26 protein-coding genes are annotated in these 25,010 nt (G+C 37.7%); 11 read left to right on the top strand and 15 right to left on the bottom strand.

Annotation, left to right across the window (positions count from 1 at the left end; all coding sequences use genetic code 11):
• Positions 1 to 305: 305 nt before the first annotated feature.
• Positions 306 to 3,242 (top strand): TonB-dependent receptor, encoded by a 2,937-nt coding sequence (locus tag J8L73_RS00515; RefSeq protein WP_211014167.1) that lies wholly within the window; start codon positions 306 to 308, stop codon positions 3,240 to 3,242.
• Between the two features lie 108 nt (positions 3,243 to 3,350).
• On the opposite strand, the gene J8L73_RS00510 is transcribed toward J8L73_RS00515, so the two are convergent.
• Positions 3,351 to 4,028, bottom strand: coding sequence for a glutathione S-transferase family protein (locus J8L73_RS00510; protein WP_211014165.1), 678 nt, complete (start codon positions 4,026 to 4,028; stop codon positions 3,351 to 3,353).
• Between the two features lie 177 nt (positions 4,029 to 4,205).
• Here J8L73_RS00510 and J8L73_RS00505 point away from each other — a divergent pair, with 177 nt between their 5' ends.
• The 4 genes from J8L73_RS00505 to J8L73_RS00490 all read left to right on the top strand — a co-directional run bounded on the left by J8L73_RS00505 (position 4,206) and on the right by J8L73_RS00490 (position 6,989).
• The gene (locus J8L73_RS00505) at positions 4,206 to 4,976 is read left to right on the top strand and encodes a DUF1223 domain-containing protein (RefSeq protein ID WP_211014163.1); all 771 of its coding nucleotides are present in this window, start codon (positions 4,206 to 4,208) and stop codon (positions 4,974 to 4,976) included.
• A gap of 306 nt (positions 4,977 to 5,282) precedes the next feature.
• Positions 5,283 to 5,963 carry a CsgG/HfaB family protein gene (locus tag J8L73_RS00500; RefSeq protein ID WP_211014161.1) on the top strand — a complete coding sequence of 227 codons (681 nt, stop codon included), beginning with the start codon at positions 5,283 to 5,285 and terminating at the stop codon, positions 5,961 to 5,963.
• Positions 5,963 to 6,310 (top strand): DUF4810 domain-containing protein, encoded by a 348-nt coding sequence (locus J8L73_RS00495; RefSeq protein WP_008165258.1) that lies wholly within the window; start codon positions 5,963 to 5,965, stop codon positions 6,308 to 6,310. Before J8L73_RS00500 ends, J8L73_RS00495 begins: the two co-directional genes overlap by 1 nt.
• Before the next feature lies 1 nt (position 6,311).
• Complete coding sequence (locus J8L73_RS00490; protein ID WP_211014159.1) at positions 6,312 to 6,989, top strand: DUF799 domain-containing protein; 678 nt, start codon at positions 6,312 to 6,314, stop codon at positions 6,987 to 6,989.
• A gap of 124 nt (positions 6,990 to 7,113) precedes the next feature.
• Here J8L73_RS00490 and J8L73_RS00485 read toward each other — a convergent pair whose 3' ends face one another.
• Complete coding sequence (locus tag J8L73_RS00485; RefSeq protein WP_211014157.1) at positions 7,114 to 7,422, bottom strand: hypothetical protein; 309 nt, start codon at positions 7,420 to 7,422, stop codon at positions 7,114 to 7,116.
• 176 nt (positions 7,423 to 7,598) lie between these two features.
• Positions 7,599 to 8,189 carry an ACP phosphodiesterase gene (locus tag J8L73_RS00480; RefSeq protein WP_211014155.1) on the bottom strand — a complete coding sequence of 197 codons (591 nt, stop codon included), beginning with the start codon at positions 8,187 to 8,189 and terminating at the stop codon, positions 7,599 to 7,601.
• Positions 8,190 to 8,435: 246 nt separating this feature from the next.
• Here J8L73_RS00480 and J8L73_RS00475 point away from each other — a divergent pair, with 246 nt between their 5' ends.
• A complete protein-coding gene (locus tag J8L73_RS00475; protein ID WP_211014153.1) occupies positions 8,436 to 8,813 on the top strand; it encodes a hypothetical protein in 378 nt (125 codons plus the stop codon).
• A 161-nt stretch (positions 8,814 to 8,974) separates the two neighbouring features.
• Positions 8,975 to 9,220 carry a DUF4235 domain-containing protein gene (locus J8L73_RS00470; protein ID WP_058547062.1) on the top strand — a complete coding sequence of 82 codons (246 nt, stop codon included), beginning with the start codon at positions 8,975 to 8,977 and terminating at the stop codon, positions 9,218 to 9,220.
• Positions 9,221 to 9,403: 183 nt separating this feature from the next.
• On the opposite strand, the gene J8L73_RS00465 is transcribed toward J8L73_RS00470, so the two are convergent.
• The 3 genes from J8L73_RS00465 to J8L73_RS19205 form a co-directional block, all read right to left on the bottom strand.
• The gene (locus tag J8L73_RS00465; RefSeq protein WP_210999023.1) at positions 9,404 to 9,898 is read right to left on the bottom strand and encodes a hypothetical protein; all 495 of its coding nucleotides are present in this window, start codon (positions 9,896 to 9,898) and stop codon (positions 9,404 to 9,406) included.
• A 238-nt stretch (positions 9,899 to 10,136) separates the two neighbouring features.
• Positions 10,137 to 10,925, bottom strand: coding sequence for a hypothetical protein (locus J8L73_RS19210; protein WP_247659529.1), 789 nt, complete (start codon positions 10,923 to 10,925; stop codon positions 10,137 to 10,139).
• A gap of 54 nt (positions 10,926 to 10,979) precedes the next feature.
• Complete coding sequence (locus J8L73_RS19205) at positions 10,980 to 11,372, bottom strand: hypothetical protein (RefSeq protein ID WP_247659528.1); 393 nt, start codon at positions 11,370 to 11,372, stop codon at positions 10,980 to 10,982.
• A gap of 403 nt (positions 11,373 to 11,775) precedes the next feature.
• On the opposite strand from J8L73_RS19205, the gene J8L73_RS00455 reads away from it, so the two are divergent.
• Both J8L73_RS00455 and J8L73_RS00450 read left to right on the top strand, forming a co-directional pair.
• Positions 11,776 to 12,084 (top strand): hypothetical protein, encoded by a 309-nt coding sequence (locus tag J8L73_RS00455; RefSeq protein WP_211014151.1) that lies wholly within the window; start codon positions 11,776 to 11,778, stop codon positions 12,082 to 12,084.
• A gap of 297 nt (positions 12,085 to 12,381) precedes the next feature.
• The gene (locus tag J8L73_RS00450; protein ID WP_211014149.1) at positions 12,382 to 13,530 is read left to right on the top strand and encodes a hypothetical protein; all 1,149 of its coding nucleotides are present in this window, start codon (positions 12,382 to 12,384) and stop codon (positions 13,528 to 13,530) included.
• Positions 13,531 to 13,757: 227 nt separating this feature from the next.
• On the opposite strand, the gene J8L73_RS00445 is transcribed toward J8L73_RS00450, so the two are convergent.
• Entirely contained in the window at positions 13,758 to 14,144 is a 387-nt protein-coding gene (locus tag J8L73_RS00445) for a hypothetical protein (RefSeq protein WP_211014147.1), read from the bottom strand.
• Between the two features lie 160 nt (positions 14,145 to 14,304).
• Positions 14,305 to 15,279: a transposase gene (locus tag J8L73_RS00440; RefSeq protein WP_211014145.1), complete on the bottom strand. Its 975-nt coding sequence runs from the start codon at positions 15,277 to 15,279 to the stop codon at positions 14,305 to 14,307.
• Positions 15,280 to 15,763: 484 nt separating this feature from the next.
• Here J8L73_RS00440 and J8L73_RS00435 point away from each other — a divergent pair, with 484 nt between their 5' ends.
• Positions 15,764 to 16,054, top strand: coding sequence for a hypothetical protein (locus tag J8L73_RS00435; protein WP_211014143.1), 291 nt, complete (start codon positions 15,764 to 15,766; stop codon positions 16,052 to 16,054).
• 497 nt (positions 16,055 to 16,551) lie between these two features.
• Here J8L73_RS00435 and J8L73_RS00430 read toward each other — a convergent pair whose 3' ends face one another.
• Positions 16,552 to 16,965, bottom strand: a complete 414-nt coding sequence (locus tag J8L73_RS00430; RefSeq protein WP_058154182.1) for a hypothetical protein — start codon at positions 16,963 to 16,965, stop codon at positions 16,552 to 16,554.
• Between the two features lie 266 nt (positions 16,966 to 17,231).
• Positions 17,232 to 17,870, bottom strand: coding sequence for a hypothetical protein (locus J8L73_RS00425; RefSeq protein ID WP_138542302.1), 639 nt, complete (start codon positions 17,868 to 17,870; stop codon positions 17,232 to 17,234).
• Between the two features lie 1,228 nt (positions 17,871 to 19,098).
• Here J8L73_RS00425 and J8L73_RS00420 point away from each other — a divergent pair.
• Positions 19,099 to 20,247, top strand: coding sequence for a hypothetical protein (locus J8L73_RS00420; RefSeq protein ID WP_211014141.1), 1,149 nt, complete (start codon positions 19,099 to 19,101; stop codon positions 20,245 to 20,247).
• Positions 20,248 to 20,327: 80 nt separating this feature from the next.
• Here J8L73_RS00420 and J8L73_RS00415 read toward each other — a convergent pair whose 3' ends face one another.
• The 5 genes from J8L73_RS00415 to J8L73_RS00395 all read right to left on the bottom strand — a co-directional run bounded on the left by J8L73_RS00415 (position 20,328) and on the right by J8L73_RS00395 (position 24,109).
• The gene (locus J8L73_RS00415; RefSeq protein ID WP_348771953.1) at positions 20,328 to 21,290 is read right to left on the bottom strand and encodes a lipase family protein; all 963 of its coding nucleotides are present in this window, start codon (positions 21,288 to 21,290) and stop codon (positions 20,328 to 20,330) included.
• A gap of 282 nt (positions 21,291 to 21,572) precedes the next feature.
• Positions 21,573 to 22,049 (bottom strand): DUF6795 domain-containing protein, encoded by a 477-nt coding sequence (locus tag J8L73_RS00410; RefSeq protein WP_211014138.1) that lies wholly within the window; start codon positions 22,047 to 22,049, stop codon positions 21,573 to 21,575.
• 324 nt (positions 22,050 to 22,373) lie between these two features.
• Positions 22,374 to 22,700: a hypothetical protein gene (locus tag J8L73_RS00405; protein WP_211014136.1), complete on the bottom strand. Its 327-nt coding sequence runs from the start codon at positions 22,698 to 22,700 to the stop codon at positions 22,374 to 22,376.
• Positions 22,701 to 22,727: 27 nt separating this feature from the next.
• Positions 22,728 to 23,072, bottom strand: a complete 345-nt coding sequence (locus J8L73_RS00400; protein ID WP_247659526.1) for a hypothetical protein — start codon at positions 23,070 to 23,072, stop codon at positions 22,728 to 22,730.
• Between the two features lie 14 nt (positions 23,073 to 23,086).
• On the bottom strand, positions 23,087 to 24,109 hold the full coding sequence (locus J8L73_RS00395) for a hypothetical protein (protein WP_211014132.1): 1,023 nt from the start codon (positions 24,107 to 24,109) through the stop codon (positions 23,087 to 23,089).
• Positions 24,110 to 25,010 lie beyond the last annotated feature (901 nt).

Raw genomic sequence — 25,010 nt, 5'->3', positions numbered from 1 at the left:
TAAATAATAAAAATCATACATAAAATGTCTTTGGTAAAGGTTATTTTTTTAATTAGGTTAAATATTTTTAAAATCACTCATATTACTTAACCTATTGAACAAATTAAATATAAGTTAATTAAAAAACAATTTGTAATACATTATATGAAATTTTGGTAAACAAAGGTTGTAATAAAATTTAAATTGTACTAATTTCAACCACACAATCTGTATGACAAAATACAGAAAACACACAACAACATTGGTTAACCAAAACCAAATACACACACACAATGACGCAAGTCGTACCCAAACGGGAGAGATACATGAAACTCAATCAAATTACTTCAACGCTAATTAATAAGCACCCAAAAAGTAGCTCAACTACACTTAGTGCTGCAGCCCTATTATTAATGGCATCTTCTACTATTTCAGCACAGGAAGCGCCAACCACATCAGATATACCCGCTGATGATATAGAAGTTATTGAAGTAAAAGGTATGCTAGGCAGTATGAAAGCCGCAGCAATGCTAAAACGCACAGACGGACGCATTGTAGATGCTGTTGTGGCAGAAGATATTGGTAAACTGCCTGATAATAATATTGCTGAAGCACTTCAGCGTATTACAGGCGTATCTATTAATACCGACTTTGGTGTGGGTGACAGTGTATCTATTCGTGGCTTGCCGCAAAACCGCGTTGAATTAAATGGCCGTTCTACCATCGGTGACTCGCGTGATGGTATTAGCTTACAAGATTACCCTTCTAGCTTCCTAAAAACAGTAGAAGTTGTTAAATCACCAACCGCTGACATGATTGAAGGCGCGTTAGGCGGAACCGTTAGCTTAAAAACAGTTCGCCCTTTAGAGCTTGATAAACTTACAGGCGCTATTTCTATCGATGGCGAATATGCAGATAAAACTGAAAATTTAGCCCCTATTTTTAGTGGCTCAATTGGTGACAATTGGGACTTTGATGAAATGGGTAGTTTTGGTGCTATTGTGATGTTTTCATATCAAGACCGTGAAATTCGTCAAGATGAAACCTCAAGCCGTGTAAAACCGCAAGATATTGAAATTAATGGTCAACCAGGCAATACGCCTAGTGGTAATGCCATAGTAAGAGACGAGCACAGTGTTGAGCAATACGTAGAAAAACGTGAACGCACCGCTGTAAATTTATCGCTGCAGTGGGCTCCACAGTCTGGTAACGGTATGGTGTATCTTGATTTAAGCGGCACTAAGCGCTCTGGTGATCAAGCCGGTAACTCAATTTTAGGTGTGGCAGGTTCTTTATCAACCGATGCAAACACTACTCAGGACGCCAATGGCGTAAATAATTACACACTAACAAACGAATTTGGCATTCCAAAAACATACAGTGACTTTAGAGAAACTGACTCGTTTTCAAATGCACTTGGTGCAGAATGGAATATCACTGACAATATAAAAATTTCTGGTGAAATTGCTGTTGCATCATCTGAAAGTGTAAGACCTGATTCTGAATTTACTCTTCGCCCAATTGAAAAATCTACATTTGAAGCAAGCGGCGGTGTTGATTTAGTAAACCACTTATACGATGGTGCTTTTTCGCAAGATGGGAATAAACTACCCAGCATCATTCACTCAGATCCCAACGCGTTTACCGACCCTCAAAACCTTGCATTACGCACTTTTAAAAGTGAAGACAAAAGAACAGACAACGATGAAACTGCCATTCGTTTTGATGTAGAAATGTTTGAACCTATCAGCAGCTTAAGCTGGGTATCTAAAATCAAAACAGGTGTACGTGTTACCAACCGAGATTACGAGTACGAGCAATACAAAGTTGAAATTAAAGACATTTATAAAAATGCATTTAATGACTCAGACGGTTCATTAGCTACATTATGGGTAGATGATTACAATGCTGCGTTTTCAAATAGCTTTACCACAGTGAGTCACGATAACTCGTTTGATCAACTAGGCAGCTCTGGCCAAAACGACCTACTCACATTTTTAAGCTATAACGGTTTGTCTAACCCAGCAAATACTTACGCTCAGTTACAACAGTTACTTGCAGGTACTAACTTAGCTTCTACAGGTAGCCTTTCAGATAACCAAGAGTTTCAAGAGAGTGCGTACCGAAACGTAGTTGAAGATACAGCCGCAATTTATGTTTCAGCTTACTTAGACTTTGACAACATCACTGCAATTGTCGGTGGTCGTTATGTAACAACAGATTTAGAATCAAGCGTTTATTTAAACGGTGAAAAAGTAACAGGTGAGAATGACTACAGCGACTTTTTACCAAGCTTAAACGTTACCTATAACTACTCTGATGAAACACTATTTCGCTTTGCTGCTGCAAAAGTAATGCGCAGAGCTGATTTTAGTGAGCTAAGCCCAGCGTTTGATGTTAATAACGATATTACAGGCGCAACGCAAGGGTCTATAGATTTAGAACCATACCGTGCAACTCAATACGACCTATCAGTAGAGCATTACTTTGACGAAGGGAACGTAATATCGTTTGCAGTGTTTTATAAGGACGTTGAATCTTTCTTAAGTAACGAAAGCAGCTGTCAGGCATCTTCTAGCACTGCGGGTCAAAACGTAACGCAGTGGAACCAAGTATGTCAGCTTGATACCGCAGGAGTATCTCAAGATAACTTAGTTTACTCAGATACAACCGACTTCCCTGTTGATGCTGATGGCTTTAACCATGTATCAGAGCTTCGCGATGCAGGCTTAACAGGTATTGATACCGTTAAAAATGTAAATGGCGAAAATGGTTCAGTTCAAGGTTTTGAAGTAGGCTACCAACAGTTCTTTACAAGCTTACCTGGTGCTTTTTCTGGCCTGGGTATAAACGCAAACTACACCTACGCAGACAGCGAACAACCTAATGGCAACCCACTGTTAGATATTTCTAAAAACACCTACAACTTACAAGTATTTTGGGAATACGAAGGGTTCTCTACACGTTTAGCTTATAACTACCGCGATAGCTTCTTAGATAGTGAAAACGAAAAACGCGTTGAAAATATTAACTCAGACGGCAGTATTTCAGCAGAAGATACTGTTTACGGTAACAACTACCGCGACGACCGTGGTCAGTTAGACTTCTCAGCAAGTTGGGACATTAACGAAAACGTGACCTTAGTAGGTAATGCAACTAACTTAACCGGTGAGCCTTCTATCTACCTATCTGAATTAGGTGGCGCTTGGAAATACACCGAAGCAGATCGCAGATACAGCTTTGGTATCCGCGCTAAGTTCTAATTTCCCTGAAAGCTAAAGCCTGCGTAAAGCAGGCTTTTTTAATAACTTTAAAATATAAGATTCTATTTAGTAAGCTATTTTAGCTTACCGTATCAATATATTAGAACTCTATGATTTAGGGTAGTTAGACGGGAAGAATGCTCGTTTAGCCTCTTCATCAAACTCTTTCTTAAAAGCTACATCGGTACCAATTTTACGCGCACGAGCAACAGCTGGGCGGCTATCTATGCTTTCAAACCAACGTTTTAAATTAGGGTACGGTGCTAAACCCTCTTCACCTAATACAACCGGTGCTTTATCAATCCAGCCCCATGCAGATACATCAGCAATGGTATACGTATCACCCACTATAAAGTCACGACCTTCAAGGTGCGTATCAAGTACTTCGTAATGGCGCTGCGCTTCACGTAAATAACGATTAACCGCGTAATCAAGCCCTTCTGGTGCCATGTGTCTAAAGTGAACACTTTGCCCTGAATACGGACCTAAACCCGATGCAATAAACATTAACCACGACAGCATTTCAGCGCGGTCATCGCCCTTGCCTCCTAGCTTCCCATACTTTTCAGAAAGGTACATTAAAATAGCATTCGAATCGAACACACGCGTTTCACCATCAACAATTGCTGGCGCTTTAGCGTTTGGATTAATTGCTTTAAATTCAGGTGTATGTTGCTCACCTTTTAAAGTATCAAGAGGAACAAGTTCAAACGGTAAGCCTGTTTCTTCTAAAAAGAGTGCAACCTTCATTGGGTTAGGAGTATGGTGAAAATAAAATTTAATCATGTAAAGTTCCTCAATAATTGAGCAACGATTAAAGCACAACTTGAGCGGGTGTTCAAATTAAGTTTTAACTAAGTAAAATACACAGTTAAAACGTGATTTAATTGTGAGGATTTCGTGATACTTCATTCGTAAATATCGTTTAAGCTGAATGCAATATCAGCCTTTGCGAGAAGTAACATGCCTTTTAAAGCACTATCCCATCCATTTTTTATCTCACTTGTTGGGTTAATAATTTTTTGCTTTCAAAGCCAAGCTGCTGAGCAAGTAACTATTTCCAGTACAGCTAATCCGACTACCTTTTTAGAGCTTTACACATCGCAAGGTTGCAGTAGTTGCCCACCAGCAGAGCGCTGGATTTCAACGTTTACAGATGATGAAAAGCTATGGACTGATTTAATTCCTATTAATTTTCATGTTACTTATTGGGATTATTTAGGATGGAAAGACCCGTTTGCCTCTGCTGTTTTTAGTAAAAGACAACGCACGTATAAGGCACTCGGTAAAAGTAAGATTGTAGCAACACCCGGGTTTATGGTTAACGGCAGCGGGTGGCAAGGTTGGTTTTATAAACAAGCCATACCTATAACTAAAACCCCTTATTTAGGTAATTTAAAAGCGACTATATACAACAGTAAAATTGATCTCGAATACGATACGGTTAATACCGAAGGTGGTACTAACCAAAACTTAATAGCTCATGCAGCTCTGTTAGGCTTTGGTATAGAAACACAAATACACAGCGGCGAAAACGCAGGCCATAAATTAAAGCACGACTTTGTAGTTATTGGTTACGAGCAAAGTGACATGCAAACCAAGCAGCAATTATCATTAACTGACTTACCCCTGCCTCGCGCTAAAAAAATATCGCCAACAAAGCAAGCCCTAGTGTTTTGGGTATCTGAAAAAGGCGACCCTACCCCGCTACAAGTTGCAGCCGATTGGTTTTAAAAAATAAGGTTAATTGGAATAAAATTACTAATTAACAACTCAGCGCGCAATAAATGTCCTTTATATCAACTATAGAAAAAGGCTTTCAATAATTTAAAAACTAATGAATTAGCATTGTTATTACAAAAAATTTATTCTTTTTTATTGTGTGTACCTGCATAAAACATAAATAACATTGTATTTACATCAACTTTTGTTTATAAAGTAAGTTGAATGGACTCTTGAAATAAGTAATTGACTTATAAGTATAAAAAACAAGCGCCTATCAATAAAAACTTCTGCAATTATCTATATGGACAAAAATTTATGCGAATTAACCAAAGCCACGTTAAAACAATTGTAATCGCTGCAATTACAATTTCCTCTTTAGCTGGGTGTGCTACAACATCATCAAAAGTAATAGAAACACCAACTGTTGCTAGCTATAACACAACCTACTCAGGTACAAAAAGTAAACTAGTCGTAGGTCAATTTGTAAACCGTTCGAGCTTTCAAAATGGTATATTCTCATCAGGCCAAGACCGTTTAGGCAGCCAAGCAAAAACAACACTAATGAGCCACTTACAACAAACAAATCGCTTCAGTGTGCTTGATCGCGACAATATGGCAGCCCTTGCAGAAGAAGCAAAGCTAACAGGTACAAAGCAAGTTCTTAGCGGTGCTAAATTTGTTGTAACTGGTGATGTAACAGAGTTTGGCCGTAAAGCTATTGGCGACCGTCAACTTTTTGGTTTATTGGGTAAAGGTAAATCGCAAATTGCTTACGCTAAAGTAACGCTTAATGTTGTTGATGTTACTACATCAGAAGTTATTTATTCAGTGCAAGGTGCAGGTGAATACAGCTTATCAGAACGTGAAGTTATTGGTTTTGGTAGCACAGCTTCATACGATGCCACATTAAATGGCAAAGTACTTGACCTAGCAATTCGCGAAGTCGTTAACAAGTTAGTGACTGGTCTTGAAGCTGGCCAATGGGGCAATAAATAATGAAAAAGCTAATTACCTTAGCATTTGTTTGTATAGCCCTAACGGGTTGTAACTCAACGAAAGAACCTATTTACTATTACGGCGACTATAGCACTGCCGTATACGCCTATTTAAAAGCAGATGACGTAACAGCCGAAGAGCAAATTAGTATGCTTGAGCAAATTATCGCCGATGCCGCAAACAAAAGTAAGAATGTTGCACCTGGCCTACATGCTCATCTAGGTATGCTGTACTTTGAAACGGGAAATCCTTCATTAGGCACTACCCACTTCGAAACTGAGAAATCACTTTTCCCAGAATCAGTTCATTACATTGACTTCCTTCTAAAATCTGCGAAAGGCGCTTAATATGTTTAATTTAAAATCATACACAGCGATCGCATTAGTCGCATTACTCGCTGGTTGTGTTTCACCTCCACCAGCACATGACTACACAGCATTTAAACAAGCAGACCCTCACTCAGTTATTATTTTACCTCCACTGAATAATACACCTGAAGTAATTGCCCCATACAGTGTGATGACTCAAATGGTCGCGCCTATAGCTGAGTCGGGTTTCTATGTTTTTCCTGTTGCTTTAGTTGAGCAAACCTTTAAAGGTAATGGCCTCACTGTTGCAAGCGACGTGCACCAAGTACCGGTGAATAAGTTACATGAAATTTTTGGTGCAGACTCTGCGCTTTACATCACTATTGAAGAATACGGTACTAGCTATGTTGTAATTTCTAGCGAAACAGCTGTAACTGTGTCAGCCTCATTAGTTGATTTACGCACTGGCGAGCAATTATGGCAAGGCAAAGCAAGAGCCTCTTCAGCGGAACAACAAAGTAACGGAGGTGGCGGCCTTGTAGGTATGCTTGTTATTGCAGCAATTAATCAAATTGCTGAAACTGTAACCGATAAAGGCTTTGAAATCGCAGCAATGACTTCAACACGCTTACTTTCTTCAGATATTTACAACGGCTTATTATATGGACCTCGTTCACCTAATTATGGCCAACCAGCACCAAGCGAAAAGAAAAAATAACTCTTATTGTTATTAACCTAAAACTTAAAAAGGCCGAACCATAAAATGGGATTCGGCCTTATTAATAACAGCTTACTTAGCTAAAAAGCTTAGCTAAGTTACTTTTAAGTATTTAGAGCAGATTTTAAAAACTAAAATTAATAACAACAGAAAAAATAGTTTTTATAAAAATACTAACTAAAAAAGCCAACATAAAAAACATAGCAAATGCTGAAACAGCGCCACCACCGGTATACCCTGCTTTAGCTTTTTCCAACATCAATACATAAATTCCCAACCCTACACTTACCTTAAACCATAGCCAGTAATCGTTGCTAAAAAGAGGGATTGCAGCAAAGCCAATTACGGGTACTAATATTTTGGCTTCTTCGTTTTTATGTAATAAATAAAAAGCCATAATAGCTATATAAATAAGCGCCGTTACATCAGGCATAAAATCTACTTCCTTTTAAATTTCAACAATATTTCTTCACTAAGGGAATACACTACAGCCCGCCCATATTTTACTATTAGTTGCTTTACGCAATGCTAGTTTATGTATATTTGGGCCTTTAGGGTTCTTTTTCTGCTCCTGCTTTTATTTAATGTGAAACGCTTATTACTACTATTTTAACAACCTCTTTCAAGGCCGTTCTCATTTACATGCTTAATCAGCTCTGGAAAAAACGTTAAAAACACACTTTCTAATTCATTGTAGTTACGCGTTATATCTTCAGCGGAACCTGCAAAGTTATTAGTAAACCGAATGCGTTTGGCTATGTTATCAAGCGCAAGCCCTACTCCATTTATCGTTTCGTACTCTTTAAACCAATCGTTTTTAGTCATACTGGCTACAACCTGTTGCATACGCGGTGGCATAATCGGTATACGTTTGTTTAAAAGCGCAAAGCTGTTGTACTTAAAATCGTTTAAAGGCTGCTTGTTAAAGCGTTGCCAATGCATAATTAAAAAGTGATCGAACACCACATCAATAGCCACGCCAGCAAAGCGCTTTCGCTCGGGTGAAAAGTACTGTTTGGCTTCTTTTACTAATGGGTGAGAGTCGGTAAATTTATCAACCAAATAGTGATTATCGAGCCCATTTTTAACACTGTTTGGCAATTGTTCTAGGTGCCTTTTGCCACCAAAGTCACCCAGCAAATTTCCAAAGTGAGAATCAGCGGTAGGCTTTGCTAAATAAAGGTGAGCTAAATAATTCACATGTCTCCTGATTCAGTTATTAATGTTTTTTAATGGTAACCTAAATTTGCATAAAATTCAGATGAGCTCGCTCAAAGCAATAAAATCACGCACTTTAAAGCGCCTCAGCAATTACAATTATGTTTTATTAATTCAGTAAAGGGTCAGTCTTATTTTGTTATCACTGTTTCTGAATTTTTGGTGCGCATAAATAGCAAAGTATTTTACTTTTTATATTGCCCTGCAAACAGCTGACATAGGCCTCCCATGGATCATGAAAATACCTTTTTAAGTCAACCACAACAAACTGCTCTTCAGCAAGCGCTAGTCAGTACAAGGTTTTTAGGCAGTCTTTCAATAAACAGTGAAAACAGCCCTTCTCTTGAGCAACAAGCTTATGGGGATATTGCAGTGGTGCTTTACCGCTTTAATTTACAAAAAATAAAATGGCCATCATTTTTAAAAAAAGCAATAAACTCAGCTAGCGATACCTGCCAATGGTTAACCACCGAACTTATAAGGTGCCAGCAAGAATACAAAGGCCAACCAAACGACGCTGTAATCATTGAACAATGCGCATTTTTTAACGGAATTTTTAGTGAAGAACTCGCCTACATAAACACCTTACTAGGTACTGACCCGTAAACTTAATAATATTGCTAAGCATCAGTAAAATAACCTTTTAGTTAATAGCTGTGCTTTTTATCCTCAAACGTCTATCGGTACGTAAATTGCTGTTATTAATGTTCTTACTTTAAGAGTTAACAACTAATAACTCTGCCGCTATTAAATAAAACGAGGACAATATGAGTAATAAACAACTAATTACGACGATAGGTATAGGTCTCGCAGCTGCTTCTGCAGGTATGTTAACAAGGAAAACTTTACAAAAGTCGTGGGAAAAGGTTACCAATGAGCCTGCACCTAAAGACAAGCCAAGCGAAAAAACTGATCTTAAAGAAGCTGTTACATGGGCAGTCGTTTCGGGGATTGGCGCTGGCGCTGCAAGAATGGCTGTGCGTTATGTACTAGATAAGCGAAAATCTAAGTAACCGAAGTAAGTCACTCTAATACAGCAAATCCCCCTTATAAATACTTATATTTATAAGGGGGATTTGCTGCTAGCTATACAAGAGATTGCACTATGTATGTTTAAGCTTAATTGCTTAGTACATAAAAATTAGCACAAAAAAAAGGTGAAACTAAGTTTCACCTTTTTCTAAATCAATAAATGATTATGCAGTAGACACGTTACTTGCGCCTGCGTTGTTAAGTATCTCTTCAATAGCATTTTTGTTATCGCTATCGTACTTAACACCTATTAAAATAGAGCCTTTTTCAATCGCATCTTCATAATATTTAATTTCGTGCTCAGGAATAAACGCACCGATTGCAGCACCTAAAGTACCACCTACAGCAGCACCAGCACCACCCGCTGCAAACGCGGCCACTAATGGGCCTGCTACTAATAAACCAGTACCACCTGTTGCCACTGTACCTACGGCGGTAAAACCACCAACAATGGCTGCAATAATACCACCTGAAGCCGCACCTACAATGCCGCCTTCAGCAGCTTTTGTTCCTTCGTCAACAGCAAAATCTTCCTTTGCGTATGAGTCGTTAGCTACAACACTTATGTCAGCTTCGCTAACGCCTAACGCTTCTAATCTATAAATAGCCAGTGTTGCTTGTGATGCATTATCAAATAACCCAGTAATAACGGTACTCATAATAACTCCTTTATTTATTTAAAAAATACACCTATTACTAAGCAAAACGTAAGCCATTAAAAATACCCAAATTAATCAACAAGTTAATATTAGACTTTATAATTACCTTAACTTCTTTAAAGTAAATATTGCTAACGTTTGTAAAATACTCCTACTTCCATTAGTAAAATTATTATGCCGAAAACAGTTTTAAAACATGCAGTTATTTAATGCAGGTTAAAACCACAACTTTAATTAACTATTTACTAGCCCACGTAACTTCGGCAATTTGATTAGTCGCTGTTTGATGAATAATTAAACCATTATTTCCCATACGCATGTGCCTAATTAAGCCAGAGTAAACCCCATCTTTACTCGGAACTTGCCAGCTTTGCATGGTTTGAGCTTTTAAATCAAACCTTACTAACGTTTCGGGGCGCTTGGCTGACTCGTTAAACCAAATAGCGTTATCGGCATATTCAATAGCATACGGGTGGCTGTTTTTACCGCTTGGGTTATCCCACTGCGTTATTTTACCGTTTTTGGGGTTATAGCGGCCAAGTTTACCCATGCCAGAGTTCACATAAAACACCATATCATCAGGCGTAATAGCGAGACGCCTAGTATGTGCTTTAGCGCCTGGGAGTTTTATTTCGCTAAGCGCCATGGTGTTTTTATCAACTTTAATTAAACAGTTACTGCCGTTACAAGACACCCAAGGCGTGCCTTTTGAATCAAGCTTAATACCATAAGGACGCGAGCCTTTAGTGGGTAAAGTAGCCAGTTTAATATCGCCACTTTTTGGGTCTAGCTTGCCAACCATGTTGCTGTGCTGCAGGGTAAACCAAAATATGCCTGCGCTATCAAACACGCCAGTATGCGGGTCTCGGGCGTTTTTATCAGGCATTTTATACACTTTAAATTTTTCGGTTGTTAAATCTAAATACCCAACCGTGCCATTTTTATTGCCTAAAAACCAAGGGGTTTGATTTTTATCAAGCGATACACTGTGTGCGTACGTACCACTTGGCAACGTGTACTCTTTCATTTCACCTGTTTTAGGATTTAACTTACCTAAAATGTTGCCCCACTGGCCAACCCATCAAATAATCCCGTTTTTACCTTGCACGGGATCGCGAGCGCGCTGCCCAAGCGTTGGTACTTGCCAGTATTTAAAAGTAAGTTTTAAATCGCCTTTTACCACCGTTGACTCGCGCTTAGTGTTAACAGGGTAATGCTTTGCCAAATACGTGCTTATATCTTTACTAAGGGCAGTGCCTTCACCGGTATCAATCATATAGCTTATTAGTGTTTGCCAATCCTCTTGGCTATAACCCGCACTGCGCTCAAGGTTGTTTAAACTATGGCAACTGGCACAAACCTGCTCAACTAACACCCCAGGCTCATTACTTAGTACAGGCAACGGCACAGCTAAAGCCCCTAGCGTAGCCATTGCCACAACGTGTTTATTAAATAAAAATCGATTTTTACGCATAACGCCCCCTTGTTTTTAATATTAAAGCATAGGGCGAGAGTGTTTACTATGTGAGCGATTGGCTTTTAGGAGAATAGTGTCAGTTTATGTGTCGGTGCAGGAGTCGTTAGTTTTGTGGTGAAATAATAATTCACAAAAATTCAGATATGCTTTTTCTGGTTAAAAACTAATACTAACTATTTCTACATCTTAAACCCAATATTTCGGGCTTTCGCCCGACGCGCCAGCAAGCTCAGCGCCTACAAGTAATAGCATTTGTATTTATCTTTAGCTGTGGTTATTACAGACTATACGTTGGGTTTCGCTGTATTCAAACTAACCTACGGTTGTTGCCTGCCTACAAGCTTGCGTATAATGCCCGCATTCTGGCTGTATGTGTTAGCCGCTAATTTGGACTTTAATAATGAAAAAACTCTCTGCAGTGCAAGTAAAACAACAAGCACTAGTGCTTAATGTGGCCGATAAACTCGAAGCACTAGGGCGAGAAGAAATTCCTGGTATGTTGCAGTGTTGGTTTGATGTGGAATATCATTTATTTCCAAGTTCACTACTTTTGTGTTTTCAGTTTGAAAACGAGCAAGCATTAGCAGCTGCAGAGCCTGATTTATTAAAATGGCAAAAGCGTTTAAGCGGGGCAATGCTTAAAAAAGGCGTAATTTTAAAAGATATGCGTAAACATTTAGTGTTTACTTCAAAAGGGCCTGACGATTAATTAGAGGTTTTTTAAGGGGTATAAAACCTTTCGCTCGTATTACCGAAACGCATAAAACCATAACCGAAAGCCGCTGCAACGGCTTTTTGCTTTTATGAGTACTTAAAGTAGAACCCATAAAGACCAATTTTTAACTCATAAATTTTTGTTAGCCGATAATGCTAATTGGCCAGTTAAATAATACCAATGCTCGGCAAAAGTAAATTTCAGTCGATTCAACGTTAATAGGTTGCTCTTGATTAGTAATCATAGGATAGTAAATTACATATAAAACAATAGCCTTATATTAGGAATATTATGATCAAAGTATTATTAGCGACCAGCTTAATAGCCTCTTCATTCGCTGCTTTAAGTAATCCTTTAACTGTTGAAGAACAGCGTATCAACAAAGCCCAATCGGCAATGCCAAATGTTTTAAAAGCATTTACCCCACAAGTATCTAGTTTTGAGCAACAATTTAAAGAGCTTAACAACTTTAAAAGTGCAAAAACATTAGTACAAAGCTTTAGCTTTGAACTGTGGGAAAGTGCCAAGCAACGCATAATAAAAACCAATAATTACGACGACCGAGAGCTTTACTGGGCGCGCCTGCTTTCAAGCAAAGTAATACGCACAACATCGCCTAAGTTTTCAATTACGCAGGCTCAGTTAAATACGTTACTAACCCTACTTGAGGACGGCAGCAGAGGCCGCACCGACCTTGCTTTTTCATCAGGCAGCACTAAAAAAATATTACTAACGGGCTTTGACCCATTTTTACTCGATAAAAACATAAACCAAAGTAACCCCTCAGGTGTTGCAGCGTTATTACTCGACGGCCAAGTTATTAATTACAACGGCGTGAGCGCCGAAATTAACACCGTTATGGTGCCTGTGCGCTACGAAGACTTCGATCAAGGTATAATAGAATCACTACTTGCCCCTTACTACGCACTTAATAATGTAGACATGGTAGTCACCGTAAGTATGGGCAGAACAGAATTTGACTTAGAGCACTTTCCGGGTAAACGCCGCAGTGTAACCGCCCCAGACAATGCCAATATTGTGTATGGCGGCACGCAAACAAACCCAGTTATACCAAAACTTAATGGCCGACCGCTCCCGGGCAACGAGTTTGTAAAATTTAGCTTGCCTGTAACTTACATGCAACAAGCCAAAGGCCCTTATAAAGTTATCGACAATCACGAAGTCACCACGCTTGAAAAAAACTATAAAGCCGATTCGTATGGCGAACTTAAAAATAGTATTGCGGTAAATGGCGGCGGCGGTGGTTACCTGTCTAACGAAATATCGTATAGAAGTATTCGCCTGCGCGATGCGCTTAATTCAAGTATACCTACAGGGCATATTCATACCCCACGTATACAACAATTCGAACCTGAAACAGAAGCTAAAATAGTAAAACAAATAAAAGCAATGCTAGAGCAAAGCTTAGTCGCGCTATAGTTCAGAGCTACTAGTTTAAGCATGTAATAAAGGGCAATAACATTGCCCTTTATTTTCTCTCGCACTCTCCCACGGTTAATCACATGGGAAACGTATTCTTAAACTCTATTCGCCGTGGTCTCGACAGAGTAATAAACTCGATGAGTAATAAACTAAAAACCTACGCACTTGATGTGTATTAAAGTTTAGTGCCTTTGGTTTCAATAAAGCCTTGGATAAGGTGTTTATTAATAGAAGCTTGATTCAACTTCTTTTAGAGCTTCTTCGTCTGACAATTTTGAAGTCTCACAACGAACATAACCTTTTATCCTCGAAATTATATACTTTTCGGCTCCAGCAGTTTCAACATGCTCAAACTCATCTTCTGCTGATTTGATTATGTCATAATTGCCAGCACATAACTCTTTAGCTCTACGGTTAAACGTTTCATTTGCTGCATCAAAGTTAGTCCATGGTGCAAAATTTGTCTGAGCAGTGATTTTATAGACACCATCCGCAATAATACGATCTTTAAAGCCCCCACCTAATGAGCTTTCACCGTCTTCATTGATATTGTGATAACTAGAGCACCCTGCAAATATGAATAAACTTAAAACAGTCAGTATTTTTTTCATTATTAAAACCTATTTTTATTAACATAATTATTTAAACCTCTGCATTTTAGGGGAAGTTAAATGAAAAAAATACTATGACTTTTACTAGCCCTCATTTATCTGTGTAGTTGCGATGTTCAGCAAAGCTGAACATGGGAAACGAAGGGGTCAAGCGAAGGGGTCAATTCTTGACTTCATACACCAAACTATCTCGAAGTTTTTCAAACTGTAAGTTGACCTTATCATCTTCAATTATTAACTTATTTAGCCTACTTACCGTTTGGGATATGGCTGAATAATGTTGAACATTAAAAACAACGGCTAACGCTTTCAAATTTTGCCCTGTTAAATCTTGGCATAACTTAATAGCAAACATACGTGGTAAGTTTTTCTCTTTACGCCCTTTTTTAACCGTTACAATATCATGTGTATCTATACAAAAATATTTAGCTAAGTACGCAATAACATCATCAGTTGAACGCCTCTGAACAACAACGCTTTTTTCGTTGTCTGATTTTGCAATATACTCTTTAATATTCTGAATAAATTCATCGCTGCCCAATATCGAAAATAACTTTTTAGCGCCATAAAAAGCACTCATTTCTTCCTTATTTTCATATTCAACAAACTGTTTGTACGCAGCATATTTACGATTTTTTCCTTGAAGCGAAAATATAAAGTCTCGAACCAACCATTTTGGCATCGCTGTTTTTTTGATGAAAGCCGAATAGCTAGACCATTTATAGTCAGCAAGGTCATCTACCAGAGGGGTGCTCGTCTCTATTGGGTTACGATGTATATAACGACTAACGTGGAGTAAGTAATTATCAGCATCCACCAGCACAGCCTTATAGCGACCTCTAAACAGTGCACCGTCTGTATTGTGTGTTCTATTAAAATATTGCGTATAGAGACCATTAATATGTTTCATGGCCCTGCCTAAATTTGCATCAGGAGTTTTTATAAGTAGGTGGTAATGATTGGTCATTAAGCAATACGAATGCACTTCAATATTAAAACGAAGGCTTGCTTGCTCAATGCAATATAAAAAATGCTTAAAATCGTCATCACTCAGAAAGGTATTTTCACGCCCTCTTCCGCGATTCATCACATGATAAAACGCATTTTCATACTCTATTCGCTGCGGTCTAGACATAATAATAAACTCAATGAGCAATAAACTATAAATCTAGACCATTGATGTATGAAGTCAAGATTTGACCCCTTTGGTTTTAATGGAAAATGGTTTGGAAGTACCAGTATCACAAACCTATTTAGCAAACACCAAAGCAGCTTTAAATATTTAGCTAAAAAAGAGCCTCTAGCAAACTATGGGAGCTCCACAGTTACTTAATTATCAAAGTAACTTAAGCTTTATTAATAGTAGAGGCGTCTGTAGACAATTTTGTAAAACTTTTCGAGCTATCGCCCGACGCGCCAGCAAGCAAAGCGCCTATAACCAATAGCATTGGTATTTATCTGTAGCTGAATTTATTACATTGGCTATGCGTTGAGTTTCGCCTATCCCAAACCAACTTACAGTTGTTGCCCGTCCACAGGTTTTTGAATAATACCCGCATTACGACTCCATTTTTTAGCCGCTCGCTAACTTGCGATTTTACTAGTAAAAACACTCTGCAGTGCAAGTAAAACAGCAAGCACTTGTACTTAATACTGCCGAAAAATTAGAAGAGCAAGGCCGCGCTGAGCTCCCTGGTATGTTGCAATGCTGGTTTGATGTGGAATATCACTTATTTCCAAGTTCACTACTGCTGTGCTTTCAGTTTGAAAACGAGCAAGCCTTAGCAGCCGCAGAGCCAGATTTATTAAAGTGGCAAAAGCGTTTAAGCGGCGCAATGCTTAAAAAAGGCGTTATTTTAAAAGATATGCGTAAACATTTAAAATTTACGCTCAAAGGGCCTGATGAATAAAGCGAGGTTTTTAAAGGGGTATAAAGCCTTATGCTCGTATTGCCAGAGCACATAAAACCATAATGAAAAGCCATTGCATTGCCGTAACGGCTTTTTACTTTTCATTAGGACCGAAAGCAAAATCCATAGAGGTCAAATTCGTCTTTTTTATCAGCAGGTAATAGTAATTGATCATTGAGCAATACGAATGTACTTCAATATTAAAACGAAGGCTTGCTTGTTCAATACAGTATAAAAAACACTTAAAGTCGTCATCACTCAAAAAGGTGTTTTCACGCCCTCCTCCACGATTCACACATTATAAATGCATTCTCAACTCTATTCGCAACGGTCTAGATATAATAATTAACTCAATGAGCAATAAACTATAAATCTAGACCATTGATATATGAAGCCGAGATTTAACCCCTTTAGCCTTTTATTAAAGCTAATCGAAAATTAAGCCTTAAAAACCATCCTAAATTAATTTGTAATATAATCTTATTAAGTTTTGTTATTTAAAGATACTGTTTAGCCTTTTCACATGCAGACTCTAGCATTGATAAGCCTCTCACTTTATCTGAGCATAACTTATTCAAAATATTAATTGCAAAGCGTTCGCACCTTGGTAAAGTGTAAAGCTCATATTCTTGAGTAACACCGAGTGCAGATTGATAACTTAGCTGGTCAAAATATTCATTAGCTCCTAAAGCAGCAACTTCCTTTTTCGATTCCTCAGAAGAATGATATATTTCACTTAGTACACCATTAGCAAAGTCAACAACGCTATTACTTTCAGATAAATCATTTTTAAGAGAGCAAACACTAAGGTAAGGTGTAGCTTTGCCCACATCAAAATATAAATCATTTCCTGCCGCAAGCTGACTAAAAAGTATAATACTTATTAAACAAAAAGGCTTAATTAGTTTCACTCAGCATTTCTCCATACTTTTAGCAAACCATATATATTACTCCAATATATGATAAACAAGCCTATAGATTGAATCGAGCAAACGAACTCAGTACCAATAGCTAGCATAGCCAATGTTAGAATCGCCAGTAGACTTGAAAAGATAAATGAGATTATTAACAAGTCCTTATTAGAATGACCTTTAGCTTTCTTTTGAGTTATATGATGTCGAGCAAAAAGATTGATGCATATTAAGCAAAATATTACTATGCAGCCTTTTAATATCATTTAAATATCTTCCAGTTTAATTAAACCTCTTAAGATTAACTCTTTTTTTGCAGCCGCTTCATTTTTGCTTGAGCAGTACCACAAAAAAGTAGAAATAACAGTGACATATGCCGCTGCATAACTACTACCAATAAGAACTTTTGAGTTTTTAGTAAATTGTGAAGCGGCGGATTTAACTACTTCACTATTAGAGGCTTTCACTATTGCTTCTTTAGCCGCAGCTTTAACCCCGGTTTTTTTTATATTTAAAAGCGATTCTAAAATTGCAGGGACGCTTGTTCCTACGGACGCCACACCTAAAACGGCAGTTGCTTTAGCTAAGTCTTTATTATTTTCAAAAAAGGCTCTTAATTCTTTGTCACTCAAACTCCAGCTAAACCACTTTGGATTAAATGCTAACTGTGCAACAAGCCCATATAGATGCTCTTTAACAGGTCCACTTTTTATTGCTAAAATTGCGGCATTTAACTGTGTCTGTTTATAGCGACTTAACTGTCTATAGGCAATTAGGCCAGTTAATATAGGTAAGATATCATCTTCGTTTCTAATCTTATTTTCAATTTTTTTAGCATCTAAAATATTAATTAGAAAACCAATAGGATCTGATTTATATTGTTCTGTTACATAAGGTGATTTCATCAACTCTTCCTTGTTGTTGTGGGGGATTGTAGCTAAAATGATACTAATTAAGATAATTTAAATCAACTTTTTGGTAAAGATTTGTTGCCAACTTTTAAAATTCTCTTCTGTTATAGAAAAACGAAACATCCAGAAACTACTTCATCTTCACGGTACCTTAGGAGTTAAAGAGGTAACTCATTAGAAGGTTTTGGTCAAACTAGCAGCTATGTTTTCTTGATCTCTTTATTCAAAAACCAAGTATTCTTATTATTTGAACTCAATTTAAATATAACTACCCACCTAGTAATGACGTCGATTGGTGTGGATATGCACCAGTCACCCATATGAATTTAGGCTAAATTATTGATGATTATTTAAGGCCCTTGGCTTCGCCTCAGTCATCGTTTAGTACCAATGTTAGTCCAGCTCCTGTCTGTGTTTACACACTGCGCTATAACAAGTCTGTGGCTTATGCTTACACATAACCAACCCTTTGTAGCTTAAACATTGCGCATATCCTGTATTTAAAATATGAGCGGTTAACGTGCAGGCTCAATCAAATCTAATAGCTTTACCAACCCCGTTACTAGTTCAACACGCTAACCTAGGCAGAAAACTTATGCTTATTATCGAAAATGGTTTGGAAGTACCAGTATCACAAACCTATTTAGCAAACGCCAAAGCAGCTTTAAATATTTAGCTAAAAAAGAGCCTCTAGCAAACTATGGGAGTTCCACAGTTACTTAATTATCAAAGTAACTTAGGCTTTATTAATAGTAGAGGCGTCTGTAGACAATTTTGTAAAACTTTTCGAGCTATCGCCCGACGCGCCAGCAAGCTAAGCGCCTACAACCAATAGCATTGGTATTTATCTGTAGCTGAATTTATTACATTGGCTATGCGTTGAGTTTCGCCTATCCCAAACCAACTTACAGTTGTTGCCCGTCCACAGGTTTTTGAATAATACCCGCATTACGACTCCATTTTTTAGCCGCTCGCTAACTTGCGATTTTATTAATAGAAAAAAACTCTGCAGTGCAAATAAAACAGCAAGCGCTTGTACTCAATACTGCTGAAAAATAAGAAGAACAAGGTCGCACTGAGCTCCTTGTATGTTGCAGTGTTGAATTGCATAACAAACAACAAAAGCAAATTTCAGTCGATTCAACGTTAATAGGTTGCTCTTGATTAGTAATCATAGGATAGTAAATTACATATAAAACAATAGCCTTATATTAGGAATATTATGATCAAAGTATTATTAGCGACCAGCTTAATTGCCTCTTCATTCGCTGCTTTAAGTAATCCTTTAACTGTTGAAGAACAGCGCATCAACAAAGCCCAATCGGCAATGCCAAATGTTTTAAAAGCATTTACCCCACAAGTATCAAGTTTTGAGCAACAATTTAAAGAATTAAACGACTTTAAAAGTGCAAAAACATTAGTACAAAGCTTTAGTTTTGAACTGTGGGAAAGCGCCAAGCAGCGCATAATAAAAACCAATAACTACGACGACCGAGAGCTTTACTGGGCGCGCCTGCTTTCAAGCAAAGTAATACGCACAACACCACCTAAATTTTCAATTACGCAGGCTCAGTTAAATACTTTACTAAACATACTTGAGAACGGCAGCAGAGGACGTACCGACCTTGCTTTTTCATCAGGCAGCACTAAAAAAATATTACTAACGGGCTTTGACCCTTTTTTACTTGATAAGAACATAAACCAAAGTAACCCCTCAGGTGTTGCAGCGTTATTACTCGACGGCCAAGTTATTAATTACAACGGCGTGAGCGCCGAAATTAACACCGTTATGGTGCCTGTACGCTACGAAGACTTTGATCAAGGCATAATAGAGTCGCTACTTGCCCCCTACTACGCACTTAATAATGTAGACATGGTAGTAACCGTAAGTATGGGCAGAACAGAATTTGATTTAGAGCACTTCCCGGGTAAACGTCGCAGTGTAACCGCCCCAGACAATGCCAATATTGTGTATGGCGGCACGCAAACAAGCCCAGTAATCCCAAAACTTAATGGCCGACCACTCCCGGGCAATGAGTTTGTAAAATTTAGCTTGCCTGTAACTTACATGCAACAAGCCAAAGGCCCTTATAAAGTTATCGACAATCACGAAGTCACCACGCTTGAAAAAACCTATAAAGCGCCTTCGTACGACGAGCTTAAAAATAGTATTGCGGTAAATGGCGGCGGCGGTGGTTACCTATCTAACGAAATATCGTATAGGAGTATTCGCCTGCGCGATGCGCTTAATTCAAGTATACCCACAGGGCATATTCATACCCCACATATACAACAATTCGAACCTGAAACAGAAGCTAAAATAGTAAAACAAATAAAGGCAATGCTAGCGCAAAGCTTAGTAGCGCTATAGTTTATAACTACCACTTTAAGGGCGTAAAAAAGGGCAATGTTATTGCCCTTTTTTCTATTTACAGTCTTCTCAGTTTTTATTTAAACCATTAAATGAGCTGTATGGCTTGCTAATTCAATTGAGAATTTAGCCAGCTGAGAAAGTTTAATTAGCATTTTTTTCAAAATAGCACGAATCCCACGGTAACTAAAATCTATAAGCTTACTTGCTGGTAAGCCACAAAAAACATACATATGGCCTACTATACCTTTTACTTCTGCAGCATAAGCTCGTGAGGTTTCTACTTCATTCGCTAAATAAGACGCAATGGCATCATAAACAGTTAATAAACCTGTAACACTAACTTGTAGTGCACTAATCGCACCTATTTTATTTAAAAAATCAAGAAGTGCTGCACCTATTTTCCTGGCCCAAAGAGCATTGAAACTAGCTTGATGACGTTTTTCAAATTCAAGACGAGTGGCTTCTTGGTAGCGTAATTCGAATCCCTTTTGTATATCTTCATAAGTTTTATATTTTGATGCCGTATTCAAATACCCTGGTGTTGGGTTAGACATACTATGCGCCCCTGGTGATATTGAAGGGGATGAATTTAAAATATATTCATAAGTAGTGTGTACGAAAGGCCACACAGGCACCATTGGTACAGGATCACCAGCATGTACACAGCGGTAAACCCCCTGTAAAGCATTTTGTGTATGGTTCGCAAAATTCGATAGCCCAACTCGCGGAGCACCAAAAGTATAGAGTTTAACAGGTACTTTGAAGCGTTGTTTCAACCAGTTTGCAGCTAAATTAGCTAATGCGCCACCTAAACTGTGACCAACAACGTGAACAGGAGCTGTAGGATTATTCGAAAAATACTGTTCTAACTGTGATTTGAGCGAGTTAAATGTTTGATTGAATCCTGCATGTACACTTTGGTTATTGGGACCAGTGGAAACACCACAATGTAGATCAGTAATACAATCGCGCATTTTTGCTGTTCCTCTAAGCGCTAGTACATAATGACCCTTAAACGCGTTAGTTTTTCCCTTAGCAATACAACCAAAAGGTGTACGATGACGAAAAACTCTTTCTAGGATAGATCCACTTATGCCCTTTACTGAATCACTATCAAAATCAAAGTGCCTCGATAAAGCTCCATAATAAGCAGAGCCCTCGACACCATCAGTTGTGTCAGTTGAATATGATATAGCAGCAAATCAAGCTGCTAATGAAGGAGTTAAAACTTGCATCATAATTATTTCCTTATATTTTTATTTAACATAATCGTTAGTTAGATTTAGGTGTTCATCAACATCAATAACTTCAAAGTCTTTATCCTAACGACAAATTGAAGTTCCCTCTAAGCTCATCTCTTCTCGATTACTAGAAAAGCTAAATAAAATGGCCTCATTATTAATATCAGCGTTAAGGCAACTTAATTTATTGTTAAATTCATCAATAGGGTTTTTCCCTATTAATGTCGCTCGCCAAATAATAAATTTTTTTCTATTAATAGTCGTGGTAATGTATTGATTAGTAAATATTTCTTTGAATGGTATGCTGAGTTCATCGGAACGAATCGTTTTTTCAGGAAATCTAAAACTACCATCGGAGTCTGTATAAACAAAATCTTTACGTGGCTTACCATCTGAGAAGCTAAGACTACGTAAAATCAATTGATTGCCAATTGGCTCACCATTATCTTTTAAACACCCGAATACTTCAGGAGATAGGTGTACTTTATCTGCACCAAATTTATCAAAAAAAGGTTGAATTTTCGCGCTGAAGTTTTGAATTTTGTCGATGACTGACACAATAACCTCTTGGAATATGATTGTTTTAGGAGGAATAATGTGTAATTTATTATGAAGATTACCCACAGTCCTTGTCGATATTAAAATATTTTGTAGGGTATTAAATAATATGCAATTAATTTCTCAGCTACTCTTTGGTAAAATGAACTAGTACAAAGCTTTAGCTTTGAACTGTGGGAAAATGCCAAACAACACATAATAAAAACCAATAATTACGACGATCGTGAGCTTTACTGGGTACTGGAAATACAGAAGGTCAGGTCTTGTTTCTTGCCAAGACCAAACAGCAACCTCACGTTTAACAATCTCGGCCAAAGTCATTACTCAAAAAAATAATGTAGATGAAAACATTAAAAGTGCGCAAAGCATAAAAATTACAAAATACACTTTAAATAGTATCGAGGCTTGAGCTGACACCTTATTTCTATCACTTAATAAATTATAACGTTTTGCATACCAATCAAATAAAAATACACTGCCATAATGATGTAAACCATGGAGCATCATAAAAATATTTAGGGAATAATAGCGGTTTCCTGACTCTAAAATATCTTCAACTGTTCTGAGCTTTTTCTCTTTTAAATAAAAGGTTAAAGGTAAAATAATGATAAAAATGACACCTAGGCCAACACCGAAAAATATCAAATCCATTATTTAATCAACAAAGAAGAAAAACAGTCAATCTAAACCCAAATATGCAATAAGGCATGCTAATAAAAACATAGAGCTAAATATTATAAATAAAATATAATAAAGCTTAAACCACACCTGTAAATTTTTCGGGACCTCTTTTCTTTTTTCTATTACTTTATAACGTCTTGCATACCAGTCGAATAGAAATATAGAACCATAGTGTAATGCTCCGCTACCAGCAGTTATGATATTTAATGAATAAAAACGGTTTCCATCATCTAGAGCATCCTCTATCAGACGTGTTTTTTTATCTTTTATAGCTATTAATATTGGTAATATTAAAAAAAAGAAAAGACCCGCAGATGTAAGAAATAGAGTTAAGAACCACAATTTAATAGGCTCCATTACTTTTCAACAACCTCATATATTAACTCGCCAGCAACCCCTCCAGCATGGCCTCCACCAAAACCTCCAAGTACACCACCTGTTCCACCCGCTACGATACCACACCACAAAAGGCTCGTTCCTCCGGATGGTAAACCAAAAACTACACTACATAATGTATAGGACCCAAGATAGCCTAACGCTGCACCTCCTAAAACTGCACCTCCAGCTTTGCCTGTCTCAACATACTTAGCCTTAGTACAAGCTTGCTCATTTCCTTCTGTGCATGCTTTTACAATATTTGCACTTGCCTCGACACCTGTCAGCGCAATCCCAACATACCCAACTCTTTTCAGGTTTTTGGCCATATTGGCTACTGTTTTATAGTTTTGGGCAAATTCAGGAATACTTTTAGCCATCCCACCTTGTTGTTGCCAATGATGTATCATGCTTTTAGAGCTTAATCCTAAATTTCGTCTTATATCACCCGCCACTAAACTTCCGCCTAAGGCTGGCTGAGCAAAACGGCTTAGGGCTGTATCTAAACGAGTAAAAAGAAGTTTGCGCCTATGGAAAAACTGTTGGTTATTTAAATTGCCATGCGCATTGTATTGATTAACATATGTCTTTTCTAGCTCCTTTAAAATCGCTTTAACTTGCCCAACGTGTGAATTCCAAGAGTTGTTAGCAACACCAAAATACAACCCATTATACTTAGCGACATTACTAAGCAGCTCATAACGCTTAGAAAGTATTTCTTTTTCATGCTCATCGAGCTCTCTTAGCTTTTTATCTACTTCAAGAGCTGAAGCCTGAAATTGCTGTTCTAGCTCAGTGCACTCCATTGTATTGATTGGCGATATCAACACGATCTGACCTGGCTTTGCATAGCCATCAACAATATGTGAGTTTACAAATTTAAAGTGTTTGAATGTCTTTTCAGAAGGGGTGTTATAGAGTGCGATTATTAAAGCATCGATACTCATTCGCTTTTCTACAATATGAATCGCGTAGTCGTTTGGTACTAAGAATTGATCGATCATATTCGCTCCTTGCGTTATTAATTACTCTAGAAAGCATACTACAGCATGTAGTTTTTTTTCATATATCTCAATGCTTACATATATTAAAAAATGAATCAATAAAACACCCTAGGATCCTTAGAAATACAATCTATAAAAATTATATTAATTTGTACAAAGGAGATGAGAGCGGTTCACGTCATTAAACAATACGAATGCACTTCAATATTAAAGCAAAGGCTTACTTGTTCAATGCAGTATGAAAAACATTTAAAATCGTCATCACTCAAAAAGGTATTTTCACGCCCTCTTCCGCGATTCACCACATGATAAAACGCATTTTCATACTCTATTCGCAGCGGTCTAGACATAATAATAAACTCAATGAGCAATAAACTATAAATCTAGACCATTGATATGTAGTCAAAATTTTGCGCCTTTGGTTCCACTAGAAAGTCGACTTGCTGCACAAATGTTATAGGGGCTTTAGGGAACTTGCATGAAGGCTATCCTTTTACCATGCTATAGAAATAATTAACCCCTCGCAGGGCGCTGAGCTTACGGGTAGCGGGAGGGGTGTTGTTACGGGTAATTATAGAGCTTAAAAGTATAACTTCAAGATATTTGTAGCTTGGCTGATATTGGTACTAAACGATGACTGAGGCGTAAGCCAAGAGGTGCATATTGATACCAATCAGCGTGATGACTACTTGGTCTTTTCGAATAAAGAGTTCAAGAAAACACAGCTGCCTGCTTAACCGTAACTCTCTATTGGGCGACCCCATTGGTTTTCTTTGGTTTAAAGTTTTAGGTGGGGAGTATTTATCTAAAAGTACTATTTAAGTAGACCTGAAACAAAAAAGGTTAGCTTATTTAGCTAACCTTTTTAGTGACCCTAATTATATAATTTATAAAAACCACT

It is taken from the genome of Pseudoalteromonas sp. MMG006, assembly GCF_018101025.1.
Classification (GTDB): Bacteria; Pseudomonadota; Gammaproteobacteria; order Enterobacterales; family Alteromonadaceae; genus Pseudoalteromonas.
This window is presented reverse-complemented; position numbering and strand designations above follow the sequence as displayed.

Excerpts from the sequence above, each read along its gene's own strand:
- J8L73_RS00515 (WP_211014167.1), top strand. The coding sequence starts at position 306 with ATGAAACTCAATCAAATTACTTCAACGCTAATTAATAAGCACCCAAAA.
- J8L73_RS00510 (WP_211014165.1), bottom strand. The coding sequence starts at position 4,028 with ATGATTAAATTTTATTTTCACCATACTCCTAACCCAATGAAGGTTGCA.
- J8L73_RS00505 (WP_211014163.1), top strand. The coding sequence starts at position 4,206 with ATGCCTTTTAAAGCACTATCCCATCCATTTTTTATCTCACTTGTTGGG.
- J8L73_RS00500 (WP_211014161.1), top strand. The coding sequence starts at position 5,283 with ATGCGAATTAACCAAAGCCACGTTAAAACAATTGTAATCGCTGCAATT.
- J8L73_RS00495 (WP_008165258.1), top strand. The coding sequence starts at position 5,963 with ATGAAAAAGCTAATTACCTTAGCATTTGTTTGTATAGCCCTAACGGGT.
- J8L73_RS00490 (WP_211014159.1), top strand. The coding sequence starts at position 6,312 with ATGTTTAATTTAAAATCATACACAGCGATCGCATTAGTCGCATTACTC.
- J8L73_RS00485 (WP_211014157.1), bottom strand. The coding sequence starts at position 7,422 with ATGCCTGATGTAACGGCGCTTATTTATATAGCTATTATGGCTTTTTAT.
- J8L73_RS00475 (WP_211014153.1), top strand. The coding sequence starts at position 8,436 with ATGGATCATGAAAATACCTTTTTAAGTCAACCACAACAAACTGCTCTT.
- J8L73_RS00470 (WP_058547062.1), top strand. The coding sequence starts at position 8,975 with ATGAGTAATAAACAACTAATTACGACGATAGGTATAGGTCTCGCAGCT.
- J8L73_RS00465 (WP_210999023.1), bottom strand. The coding sequence starts at position 9,898 with ATGAGTACCGTTATTACTGGGTTATTTGATAATGCATCACAAGCAACA.
- J8L73_RS19210 (WP_247659529.1), bottom strand. The coding sequence starts at position 10,925 with ATGAAAGAGTACACGTTGCCAAGTGGTACGTACGCACACAGTGTATCG.
- J8L73_RS19205 (WP_247659528.1), bottom strand. The coding sequence starts at position 11,372 with ATGCGTAAAAATCGATTTTTATTTAATAAACACGTTGTGGCAATGGCT.
- J8L73_RS00455 (WP_211014151.1), top strand. The coding sequence starts at position 11,776 with ATGAAAAAACTCTCTGCAGTGCAAGTAAAACAACAAGCACTAGTGCTT.
- J8L73_RS00450 (WP_211014149.1), top strand. The coding sequence starts at position 12,382 with ATGATCAAAGTATTATTAGCGACCAGCTTAATAGCCTCTTCATTCGCT.
- J8L73_RS00445 (WP_211014147.1), bottom strand. The coding sequence starts at position 14,144 with ATGAAAAAAATACTGACTGTTTTAAGTTTATTCATATTTGCAGGGTGC.
- J8L73_RS00440 (WP_211014145.1), bottom strand. The coding sequence starts at position 15,279 with ATGTCTAGACCGCAGCGAATAGAGTATGAAAATGCGTTTTATCATGTG.
- J8L73_RS00425 (WP_138542302.1), bottom strand. The coding sequence starts at position 17,870 with ATGAAATCACCTTATGTAACAGAACAATATAAATCAGATCCTATTGGT.
- J8L73_RS00420 (WP_211014141.1), top strand. The coding sequence starts at position 19,099 with ATGATCAAAGTATTATTAGCGACCAGCTTAATTGCCTCTTCATTCGCT.
- J8L73_RS00405 (WP_211014136.1), bottom strand. The coding sequence starts at position 22,700 with ATGGATTTGATATTTTTCGGTGTTGGCCTAGGTGTCATTTTTATCATT.
- J8L73_RS00395 (WP_211014132.1), bottom strand. The coding sequence starts at position 24,109 with ATGATCGATCAATTCTTAGTACCAAACGACTACGCGATTCATATTGTA.